The organism is Mesorhizobium sp. M1A.F.Ca.ET.072.01.1.1 (genome assembly GCF_004023325.1).
GTDB lineage: Bacteria > Pseudomonadota > Alphaproteobacteria > Rhizobiales > Rhizobiaceae > Mesorhizobium.
Genome location: NZ_RZSF01000048.1, coordinates 18,967 through 29,698 on the forward strand (window position 1 = coordinate 18,967; position 10,732 = coordinate 29,698).

Sequence of the window (10,732 nt, forward strand, 5' to 3'; positions counted from 1 at the left end):
ACAGTGATCAGGTCAGCGTTCCAGCTTGTCGTCCCAGTCGATGAGGATGCGCTCAGCGGCCCCGTGGAGATCCTCGTATTGACCACTGCTCAATGCCCATAGAAAGCCGGATAGCCCAAGCGCGCCAAGGAACAGCGCTGCTGGTACCAGGTAGACGAGCGTCGTCATGAGGGCTGCCCCCATGGGCGAATGCCCGCACCCGTTGCCGAAGGAGCCGTCTTGGTGGGTGCAAAGCCTTGCAGGCGCAGGGCGTTTCCAATGACAAGCAGCGAGGAAGCGGACATGGTGATCGCCGCGATGAGCGGCGTTACATGTCCGAGAATGGCGATCGGCACGGCAAAGGCATTATAGACGATCGCGATGGCGATGTTCTGGCGGATGAGCCGGCCGGCCCTGCGCGAAACATCCATCGCCAGAGGGATCGCAAGGAGGCTTTCGCGCAGGAAGACGAAATCCGCGGCCTGGCGGCCAATGTCGGCCGCGGTTGCGGGAGCCATCGAAACGTGTGCCGCCCGCAATGCCGGTGTGTCATTGAGGCCGTCGCCGACCATCAGCACCTTGTGTCCGGCGCGGGTCAGCGTTTCGATCCATTCCACCTTTCCGGAGGGCAGCAGCGCCGGCACGAAATTGTCGGTTCCCAACGATTTGGCAACCTCGGCGCAGGCCTTCGCGGTGTCTCCGGACAAGATATCGACCGACACCCCGGCGGCCTTCAACTGCTGGATCGTTGCCTTGGCGTCTTGCCGAAGCGCATCCTCAAACGCGAAGCACGCGACGATGTTTCCATTCCTTGAGAGCACGGTGCCGCCATAGCCGCCGAGCTTGCCTTCGCCACCGGTGCGCGCCTTCCAGCCTGCCCATCCCCGCCTCCCGAGGCGCCACGTATTTCCCTCCGTTGTCGCTTCCACGCCGAAGCCCGGATGCTCGCTGACGGATTCGACACCCGGCTGGCCGGAATACCCCGCATGGCTGGCGATGGCCCTGGAGAACGGGTGGTTGGAATGAGCCGCCATGTCTGCCGCGATCGCAAGCATGCTCGGATCGACCGAGGATGCGTTGACCAGCCTTGGGCGCCCCAAAGTCAGTGTCCCGGTCTTGTCGAACACGGCCGTGTCGATTGCAGCGAGACGCTCCATGGCCGAGCCGTCCTTGACCATGACGCCGGCCTCGAACAGGCGCCTGGCCGCCACCACCTGGACGATCGGAACTGCGAGGCCGAGCGCGCACGGGCAGGTGATGATGAGCACGGCGATGGCGATGGTCAGGGCGCGGTGCCAATCGCCGGACGCAACCATCCAGCCGAGGAAGGTGACGAAAGCCGCCAGATGGACCACGGGCGCGTAGAGTGCCGATACCCGGTCGGCGATCCGCCGGTAGCGCGAGCGGCCACCCTCGGCGGCTTCCATCAGCCGGACCATTTCCGCCAGGAAGGAATCCTTCGCCGCGGCGGTTGCCTGCATCGTCAGCGGACCTGTCAGGTTCAGCGTGCCGGCCTGGACATGCATGCCGGCGCTCACGGCTTTCGGCGCGCTCTCGCCGGAGACGATCGAGCAGTCGAGGTCGGAATTCCCGCTGACGATATCGCCGTCGACCGGTATCCGCTCGCCGGCCGCAATGAGCAGGCGCATTCCCGGCGCGAGTTCGGCGACGGGCACGTATTCGCGTATTCCGTCGTCGCGCAGGACGACAGCCCCTCGCGCGGCAAGCCGCGACAGGCCATTGACCGCGGTTCGCGCCCGCTCGCGCATCACGTGATCCAGCGTGCGCCCGATCAGCAGGAAGAAGAGCAGCGACACCGAGGCGTCGAAATAGGCATGCTCGCCGTGATTGATGGTCTCGTAGAGGCTCATCGCGTAGGCGAGCGAAACGCCCACCGCGATCGGCACGTCCATGTTCATGCGGCCATGACGCAGCGCGTTCGCAGCCGAGTGGAAGTAGATCCCGCCGGCGAAGGCGAGCGCCGGGATGGCGATCAGCGCGGAAATCCAGTGAAACAGATCCCGCGTCGCGCCTTCGGCACCGGACCAGACCGACACCGAAAGCAGCATGATGTTGCCGGCCGCGAAGCCTGCGACGGCGACGGCCCGGATCAATTCCGAAAGGGTCTTGTCCTTCTCTTGGATTTCGGAGTCGAACAGATGTGCCTCATAGCCCAACCGGTCAAGCGTCGCGAACAACGCTGGGACTTCGTCGCCATGCCAGCGGACCGACACGCGTTTCGTCGAGAGATTGACGCGCGCGGATTCCACGTTTTCGAGCTTGGCGAGCGCGGCCTCGATCGCCTGGATGCAGCCACCGCAATGGACCGCCGGCACCGACAAATCCGTCTGGTGGCTGTCACCGCCCAACGCACGGCTGGCCAGCTTGATTTCGTCATTGGAGGGCACTGCCGATGCCGCGTTGGCGACCTCCAATGCCATTTCGGCCCCCGGCGCGCAGCAGCTCATTGCAGGGCTCCGTTCGAGATGATGACGCGGCGGACATCGCGAAACGGTGACGTGAGCCCCGCGTCTGCATCGATCTCGACGATCCAGACGCCGTCCTTCGGCGTGTGCCGGGCGATAAATTCGCCGGTGTCGCCAGGAGAGCCGCTGGAAGACGCGGCGAGCGTCACAGCCTTGTCCTCGGCTTCGTAGGCAGGGTGCCGAAACAGCACCCTGACGCCGTGCAGCGGCACCGGTTTTCCCTCCGCATCGGCAACGCTGTAGCGGACCTCGCCGGAGGCAATGGTCAGCTTGCCTTTCCAGCCGAGCGCGGCCTGCGCTCTTCCCTTCCTTGCTTCCTCATTGAACTGCTGGCTGGCAACGTAGGTGTTCTCGACGACAAGGCCGGTCCAGCTCTTCCGGGCAAGCGTGGCCATCGTGACGTTGACCCCAATCACCACCGCGAAAAAGCTGACGATGACGATCAGCATATGCCTGCCGGTGAACTCCCGCGACTTCTGTGTATCAGTGCTCATCTGCCGTCCTCCGGCGCGTTGAAGCTGGCGGTGTATTCGGCGGATTCGGAACTTGCCTTGTCGCCGATGCGGAATTCGAAGCTTTGCACCGGCTTCTTGATCTGGCCTGCCGGCTGCCGAATGAAGACCTTGAGCGTCTTCAGCCGGTCGGGTTCGACGGCAATGGAGAACGAACGGCTCGGGGGCTGGTCGATGCCGACGATGCTCATCTCGCCGCCGTCGAGGCCCTGCAGCGCAATCTCGATCGTTCTCGGCTCGGGTATCATGTTGAGCAGCTTGACGGTGTAGCCGTTCCGGATCGAGCCGTCGGAGAGCGTCACGAACTGCGGATTTCTGTCGTGCAGGACATTCAGCTCCAGCCGCTCGCGCGTCAGCAGCGAATAGACGAGCACCAGGCCGATCGCCGACCATGCGCCGAGATAGATGTAGGTGCGCAACCGGAAGATCTTGCCCAGATGGAAATGTGCCAGGCCGTCGGCGAAGCTGCCGCTCTGCGTCCTCACCAGCGCTGGATCGACCGGGCCGGTGCCCCCCGAAGTGGCCATCGCCATGTTGGCGTTGTAATCCGCCAGGGTGGCGTAGGAGATCAGCCCGCGTTCGCGGCCAAGCTTGTCCATGACGCTGTCGCAGGCGTCGATGCACAGCGCGCAGGTGATGCATTCCAGCTGCTGGCCGTCGCGGATGTCGATGCCCATCGGGCAGACGGCGACGCAGGCGCTGCAGTCGACGCAATCGCCAACCGGCTGGCCGGCGGCCAGCGCCTTCTTGGCATGACGCGAACGCGGTTCGCCGCGCCAGTCGTTATAGGTCACGGTCAGCGAGTTTTCGTCGAGCATGGCGGCCTGGATGCGCGGCCACGGGCACATATAGGTGCAGACCTGCTCGCGTATCAGCCCGCCGAACACATAGGTGGTGCCGGTCAGGACGAGGATCGTGACATAGGCGACGGGCGCTGCCGTGCCGGTCACGACTTCGCTAAGCAGTGTCGGCGCGTCGGCGAAGTAAAAGATCCAGGCGCCGCCGGTGGCAGCGCCGATGACGAGCCATATGGCGTGCTTGATCATGCGCAGGAATAGCTTGCGGGCCGTCCAGGGAGCCGCGTCCAGCTTAATCCGGGCGTTGCGGTCGCCTTCGATAGCGCGTTCCACGACGAGGAACAGGTCCACCCAGACGGTCTGCGGGCAGGCATAGCCGCACCAGGCTCGCCCGACCGTCGATGTGATCAGGAAAAGACCAATGCCCGCCATCATCAGCAGGCCGGCGACATAGTAGAATTCTTGCGGCCAAATCTCGACGAAGAAGAAGTAGAAGCGGCGGTTCGCCAAGTCGAGGAGCACGGCCTGGTCGGGCGCGAAGGCGCCGCGGTCCCAGCGCAGCCAGAGCGTCAGATAGTAGATGCCGAGCGTGATCGCCATCACCAGCCATTTGAACTGGCGGAAACGGCCGGAGGCGCGCTTGGGGAAGATCTTCCTGCGCGCCGCGTAGAGCGGCTGTCGCGTCTTGGCGGAGTTGACCGCTTCGGCCTCGAGCCGTTTTATCTGCTTGTTATCAAGCACGAGAAGCTCCGGTGACCAGCGACGATGTTCGCGGCCGACACTCGACCACGGGTTCTGGCCGATGGTCGGGCGACCCTTGCCGCATGGCGAGCAGCGTCGCGTTGAGGAAGTTCAATCGCGGACTGCCGCAACGCGGTCGAGGCCCGGCTCGCGCCGGGCCTCGTCGCTTGGCGGGGGGAGGGCCGAGAACAGGCCGCCGCCTATTCTCCGCCGCCAAGCGAATGGACATAGACTGCAAGTTCCTTGACCTTGATCTCGCCGAGGCGCTCGATCCAGGCGGGCATCACCCCGCTCTTCGGGGCTCGTACCTGCGAAGCAATGGCAGCTTCGCCAGGCCCATAGAGCCAGATCGCATCGGTCAGATCGGGTGCGCCGAATTCTCTGTTGCCCTTTGCGTTCTCGCCATGGCAGACAGCGCAATTGTCCGCGAAGACTTTGGCGCCGGGCTCGACCAGGCTCTTGTCCTTGACGGGGCCCGAAAGGCTGGCAACGAAAGCGCTGACCTGGTCGATCTGTTCGGGCTTGAGAACATCGGCAAAGGCAGGCATTTCCGACTGGCGGGTATCGGCGTCCGTGGCGAACCGGATGCCGTGCGTGATCGTCTGCTGGATCTGCTCCGTCTTGCCTCCCCAGAGCCAATCGTCATCGTTTAGGTTCGGAAATCCCTTCGACCCTTGCGCGCCGGATCCGTGGCATTGCACGCAGTTGACCCTGAATGCCGCGCCGCCGGCCGAGACGGCAAACTCGCGCAGCGCATCGTCGCCGGCGATTTCGGAGACGCTCTTGGACTTGATCGCCGCGACATATTTGGCTTTGGCGGCTTCGGCCGCTGCCATCTCGTTCTTGACCTCGCCACGGCTGGAGAAGCCCAGAACGCCCCTGGTGGCAGAGCTCAGCATCGGCCAGGCGGGGTAGGCGATGGTGTAGGCGAGCGCCCAGGCGATGGTGACGTAGAAGGTGATTACCCACCAGCGCGGAAGGGGGTTGTTGAGTTCCCTGATGCCGTCCCACTCATGACCGGTGGTTGAGACGCCCGACATTTCATCGATATACTGCGTGCTCATGATCAGTCGTCTTTGAAGGGGATGTGTGCGGCTTCATGAGCCTGACTGTGACCGCCCGGTCGGAGCGCGAAGGCAACGCATCCAGCAAAGAAGAGCACCATGCCAAGCAGGCCACAGCTGTCGGCAAACTCGCGCATCAGGTTGTAGTCCATCGGTTTGTTCTCCTCAGCGGTAGCCAACGGCTTCGTCGTAGTTCTTGAAGTCGACAAGAGTGCCGAGCATCTGCAGATAGGCGACCAGGGCATCCATCTCGGTCACCTGCTGCGGATTGCCGTCGAAGTCGCCGACCTTGGCTTTCGGATAGCGACTTTCCAGGCCGGACGTGTCGGCCTCAGGATCGGCCTGCGCCATCAGGTCGGCATTCGCGTTCGAGATCATGTCGTCGGTGTAGGGGACACCGACGCGCCGGTTGGCGACGAGATGCGTGGAGAAGTCCTTCACCTCGATCGGCTTATCCTTCAGGAACGCGTAGCTCGGCATGATGGATTCCGGCACGACGGAACGCGGATCGGTAAGATGCTGGACGTGCCAGCTGTTGGAATAGCGGTCGCCGACGCGGGCGAGATCCGGCCCGGTTCGCTTGGATCCCCACTGGAACGGATGGTCGTACATCGACTCGGCCGCCAGGCTGTAGTGGCCGTAGCGTTCCACCTCGTCGCGGAACGGCCTGATCATCTGGCTGTGGCAGAGGTAGCATCCCTCGCGCACATAGATGTTGCGTCCGGCCAGCTCGAGCGGCGAGTAGGGCCGCATGCCCTCGACCTTCTCGATCGTGTTGTCGAGATAAAAGAGCGGCGCGATCTCGACGATGCCGCCGACCGTCACGACCAGCAGGGATCCGACGAGAAGAAGCGTGGCGTTCTTCTCGATCAGCGCGTGCTTGTCAATCAAGCCCATTTTCTGGCCCCTGATCGCGCAGGCTGGAGGGCGGCGATAGAGCCGGGCATCGGATCCTCTTCACGTCGGTAGCCACGAATGGTCATGGTGATGTTCCAGGCCATGATCAGCATGCCGGCGAGGTACATGGCGCCGCCTGCGGCGCGCATGACGTAGTAAGGGTGTATGGCGGCGACCGTTTCGGCGAAGGAGTAGACGAGGAACCCCTGCTCGTCGTACTCGCGCCACATCAGGCCCTGCATGATGCCGGAAACCCACATCACGGCGGCGTAGACGACGATGCCGAGCGTCGCCAGCCAGAAGTGCCAGGCGACAAGCCGCAGCGAATAAATCCGCTCGCGGTTCCAGAGTTTCGGGACCATGTAATAGATCGCGCCGAACGAAATCATGCCGACCCAGCCCAGCGCGCCCGAGTGCACGTGGCCGATTGTCCAGTCCGTATAATGCGAGAGCGAGTTGACCGTCTTGATCGACATAATCGGCCCTTCGAAGGTCGACATGCCGTAGAAGGCGACGGCGGCGACCATCATGCGGATGATGGGATCGGTGCGCAGCTTGTCCCAGGCGCCGGACAGCGTCATCAGGCCGTTGATCATGCCGCCCCAGGACGGCATCCACAGCATGATCGAGAACACCATGCCCAGCGTCTGTGCCCAGTCTGGCAGGGCGGTGTAGTGGAGGTGATGCGGCCCGGCCCAGATATAGAGGAAGATCAGCGCCCAGAAGTGGATGATCGACAGCCGGTAGGAATAGACCGGCCGGTTCGCCTGCTTGGGCACGAAGTAATACATCATGCCGAGGAAGCCGGCCGTCAGGAAGAAGCCGACGGCATTGTGCCCGTACCACCACTGCGTCAGCGCATCCTGAACGCCCGAGAATGCCGAGTAGCTCTTCGAGCCGAGAAACCAGACCGGCATCGACAGGTTGTTGACCACATGCAGCATCGCAATGGTGATGATGAAGGACAGGTAGAACCAGTTGGCGACGTAGATATGCGGTTCCTTGCGCTTCAAAATGGTGCCGAGGAAAAGGATCAGATACGCGACCCAGACGATCGTCAGCCAGAGGTCGACATACCATTCCGGCTCGGCATATTCGCGGCCTTCGGTGATGCCCAGCAGATAGCCGGTCGCGGCCATGACGATGAAAAGCTGATATGCCCAGAAGACGAACCAGGCGAGATTGCCGCCAAACAGCCTCGCGCGGGACGTGCGCTGCACGACATACATGGATGTGCACAGAAGGGCATTGCCGCCGAAGGCGAAGATGACGCCGGAGGTATGAAGCGGCCTCAGCCGGCCGAAATTGAACCAGGGCTCGATGTTGAGGTGAGGGAATGCAAGCTGAAGCGCGATCACTACGCCGACCAGCATGCCGACGACGCCCCAGAACACCGTCGCAATGGCGCCGTAGCGGATTGGTCCATCCATGTAAGCTGCAGGGTCGATTGGAACTGCCGGCTTGAAGTCGGTGTTGCGCATCAGCATCGCGTTGAAGCCAGCCACGGCGAAGAACAAAACCCACATGTGCTGGCGAAATGGTTCATCTACCCCGAAGCCGGCGGCTACGAGGGCGCCAAAAGCAAAAAGGCCTAGAAAGACGATCTCTGTGCCAAATTTCATCGCAAGACCCGATCTGGAATGCCGGCGGACGCCAATCCGCGTCGCATCAATTGCGCAGTCGCGGCCTGTTTGCCCTGATCCATGTCAGAGCCGCACGATTTTGCCACCGGCAGCATCGAATTCGGTGCGATGAGAAGGTGGCGATTGAAGGAGGAAACGCGGTACGGCGAAGCCGGCTTGCTGAAACAAGGCCGCCGCCCCGGGCCGCTGCGGCGTGGTGGCAATCGCGGGCAATCTGATGACGCGAGTGGGTCTGCGAAGTATGGTCGATGGCTTGCCGACGTGGACGAGGATTGGCGAAGCGCGACTGCCCCGAAGCCAGGCCAATGGCAACACCAAGACACGCGGCAACAGTGCTGGCCAAATCAAACATTTGGCGTCTGTGCCAAGGCCTTCGTCGCCGACGCTGCGAGCCGCTCGGATCGGACGGGACCGCTGGTCGCCTCTCGCGGGGCCGGCGATCGGCTCGCTATCTACTTCAACCGCAGGACGCTGATGTAGAGGTGGTCAGCAGTTATTTCATGACCACGTCACGCCTTCAGCGGAACGCCGCGGACGGAAAACCTTGCTCAATTTTCTTGGAATTGCTGGCTGGTCATCCATCGCTACGCTTTTGACCCTCGTTCTCAATAGAGCGATCGTATTCATGATCCGACGAGGTTGCGGCCAAGCGCGGGATGAAATCGCGCCCCCATGCCAGCAATCGGGCCGTCATCTGTGCACCGTACTGTCCCGATGGCCAAAGGGAACATACGCCCTCCCCCGGCGACAACGTCGTCATTCGACGTGAATTCACGGATTGTGACCGATGCCAGGTACGACATGTTTGCGCGGGCAATCGTCGGGCGACTTGCAAGCCAGGTGTAGGCCTGGCTATACGGGGGGTCTTCGCGCAACTGCAAGGGAGATGGTCGGCTGGAAAGCGCGAACATTCTGTCGTCGGCAGTTTGGTTTCGAATAGAAAGCGTGGGTCAACCTTGCACAGCGGTTTTCTTACCGCAGCTCGATCCCACTGAAACCGTGGCTGACTCCATGAGGTGTTTAAGTTGGAAAAACCGGAGAGAGAAATTTGACAACCGGTAGCAAAATCCCGGTCCGGATCGAGTTGGAGGCCATTAGCTCACACACGGTCGAGCGTTTCGAAAATTCTCTTCGAAAGCATCCTGAGATCGAAGAATGCTATGCGGTGAGCGGCAAGACGGATTACCTTCTATATGTCTGCGTAAAAGACATCCGGGGCTACGAAGAGATCCATCGGGAAGTCCTTTCCAGGCTACCTGGGGTAAGAAAAATTAGGGCGGATATTCCTCTACGTCGTGTCGTTCCATTTTGATGGATGGCGCGGCCCGAGCGCGTCCACAAAATCTTCATTTAGGTGGAGGTAAGGCGCTTCTAAATTGCCGAGAGGCTGGCTGACGTTGCCGGCGATTTTGATACGAGAGGAAGATACGTGTTGAGAATGACGCGGGCCGAGCTTTACGATCTGGTCTGGTCGAAACCGATGACCGAAAATCGCAAGGTAGTGTGGCATTAGAGACCAGCATGTGGCGCGACGCGTATGAGATCGCTCAGCCGCGTGCCGGCCGTTGGCAAAGAGTAGAGCACGGCAAGTCGGTGGAAACCGCTGCGCTCCATAACAAGAACCCTAGCGCGTCGAGGCGCGTCTGCGAGCAGGGCACGATGCTTTCTCGTTCAACGCCTATAGCTCGGGGAGCCTGAGACGGGGACAAATCCCAAGGTGGCATAGCGCTTGCTGGCGGTATCAGGGGCATTGAGCTCCACACCGGAGCGCAGCGCTGTAATGTTTAGAATCGCCAGTTCAGCCAACCTCGTAATCCGGTGTTCACCGGGGGGTTCACGGCGAGCAGCAAGAACAGACATTATTTCCACACCGAACCGCGCTCGCGGGCGCAGGCATGTGAGGCGGTGGCCAACGGCTAGCGTCGAAAAAAGGCCGCCGGAGTTCTCGCCAAGATTTCCTCAACTTGGGCGGAGGCAATCGGCATCGGCAGCTCATGATGTTTTCGTTTCCTCCACCGCTGCCCATGAGGGAGAAACGTCAGGTCGCCCGAGCCATAACAGTCCTGTCCACGACCATCGCTCAGACGCCGCCCGCCTCAACAGCCCGGCCTATGTTCGAAAAAGGGCCGTTCTCCTTCTTCTGATACCGGTGCTGCTATTGTGGAGCTCGTGCATCGCGGCCGTCCAGACAATCTCGGTCTTGGACCGTTTTAGCAGGGACGTCCCATGCCGCTGCCAATCCTAGCGCTTGCCATTGCCTCCTTCTGCATCGGCACCACCGAATTCGTCATCATGGGCCTGCTGCCAGAGGTCGCGGCCGACCTTGGCGTCTCGATATCCTCCGCCGGCCTTCTGGTCACCGGCTATGCGCTGGGCGTCGTCTTCGGCGCGCCGATCATGGCCATGGCAACCGCCCGCCTGCCGCGCAAGCCAGTGCTTGTCGGCCTCGCCATCCTCTTCGTCATCGGCAATCTCTTTTGCGCCACCGCTCCGAACTACTGGCTGCTGATGGCGGCGCGGGTCTTCACCGCTTTCGGCCACGGCGCCTTCTTCGGCATCGGCTCGGTCGTTGCGGCGAGGCTCGTGCCCCGCAACAAGCGGGCAAGCGCCATC

Annotated in this window: 9 protein-coding genes; 1 reads left to right on the top strand and 8 read right to left on the bottom strand. The window is 62.0% G+C overall.

The window, feature by feature from the left end; translation table 11 throughout:
- Positions 1 to 12: 12 nt before the first annotated feature.
- The 8 genes from ccoS to ccoN form a co-directional block, all read right to left on the bottom strand.
- Complete coding sequence (ccoS, locus tag EOA32_RS09960; RefSeq protein ID WP_040972982.1) at positions 13 to 168, bottom strand: cbb3-type cytochrome oxidase assembly protein CcoS; 156 nt, start codon at positions 166 to 168, stop codon at positions 13 to 15.
- A complete protein-coding gene (locus tag EOA32_RS09965; protein WP_128371649.1) occupies positions 165 to 2,447 on the bottom strand; it encodes a cation-translocating P-type ATPase in 2,283 nt (760 codons plus the stop codon). Before EOA32_RS09965 ends, ccoS begins: the two co-directional genes overlap by 4 nt.
- The gene (locus EOA32_RS09970) at positions 2,444 to 2,959 is read right to left on the bottom strand and encodes a FixH family protein (RefSeq protein ID WP_128371650.1); all 516 of its coding nucleotides are present in this window, start codon (positions 2,957 to 2,959) and stop codon (positions 2,444 to 2,446) included. Before EOA32_RS09970 ends, EOA32_RS09965 begins: the two co-directional genes overlap by 4 nt.
- Positions 2,956 to 4,515, bottom strand: a complete 1,560-nt coding sequence (gene ccoG, locus EOA32_RS09975; protein ID WP_128371651.1) for a cytochrome c oxidase accessory protein CcoG — start codon at positions 4,513 to 4,515, stop codon at positions 2,956 to 2,958. Before ccoG ends, EOA32_RS09970 begins: the two co-directional genes overlap by 4 nt.
- Before the next feature lie 200 nt (positions 4,516 to 4,715).
- Positions 4,716 to 5,579, bottom strand: a complete 864-nt coding sequence (gene ccoP / locus EOA32_RS09980) for a cytochrome-c oxidase, cbb3-type subunit III (protein ID WP_128371652.1) — start codon at positions 5,577 to 5,579, stop codon at positions 4,716 to 4,718.
- 2 nt (positions 5,580 to 5,581) lie between these two features.
- A complete protein-coding gene (locus tag EOA32_RS09985) occupies positions 5,582 to 5,731 on the bottom strand; it encodes a CcoQ/FixQ family Cbb3-type cytochrome c oxidase assembly chaperone (RefSeq protein WP_040972694.1) in 150 nt (49 codons plus the stop codon).
- A 13-nt stretch (positions 5,732 to 5,744) separates the two neighbouring features.
- Positions 5,745 to 6,476: a cytochrome-c oxidase, cbb3-type subunit II gene (ccoO, locus tag EOA32_RS09990; protein WP_040972688.1), complete on the bottom strand. Its 732-nt coding sequence runs from the start codon at positions 6,474 to 6,476 to the stop codon at positions 5,745 to 5,747.
- Entirely contained in the window at positions 6,467 to 8,098 is a 1,632-nt protein-coding gene (ccoN, locus tag EOA32_RS09995; protein ID WP_128371653.1) for a cytochrome-c oxidase, cbb3-type subunit I, read from the bottom strand. The genes ccoO and ccoN overlap by 10 nt, the downstream gene beginning before the upstream one ends.
- 2,247 nt (positions 8,099 to 10,345) lie before the next feature.
- Between ccoN and EOA32_RS10005 the strand changes: the two genes are divergently transcribed.
- A partial coding sequence (locus EOA32_RS10005) for an MFS transporter (RefSeq protein ID WP_145971282.1) occupies positions 10,346 to 10,732 on the top strand: 387 nt, incomplete at its 3' end.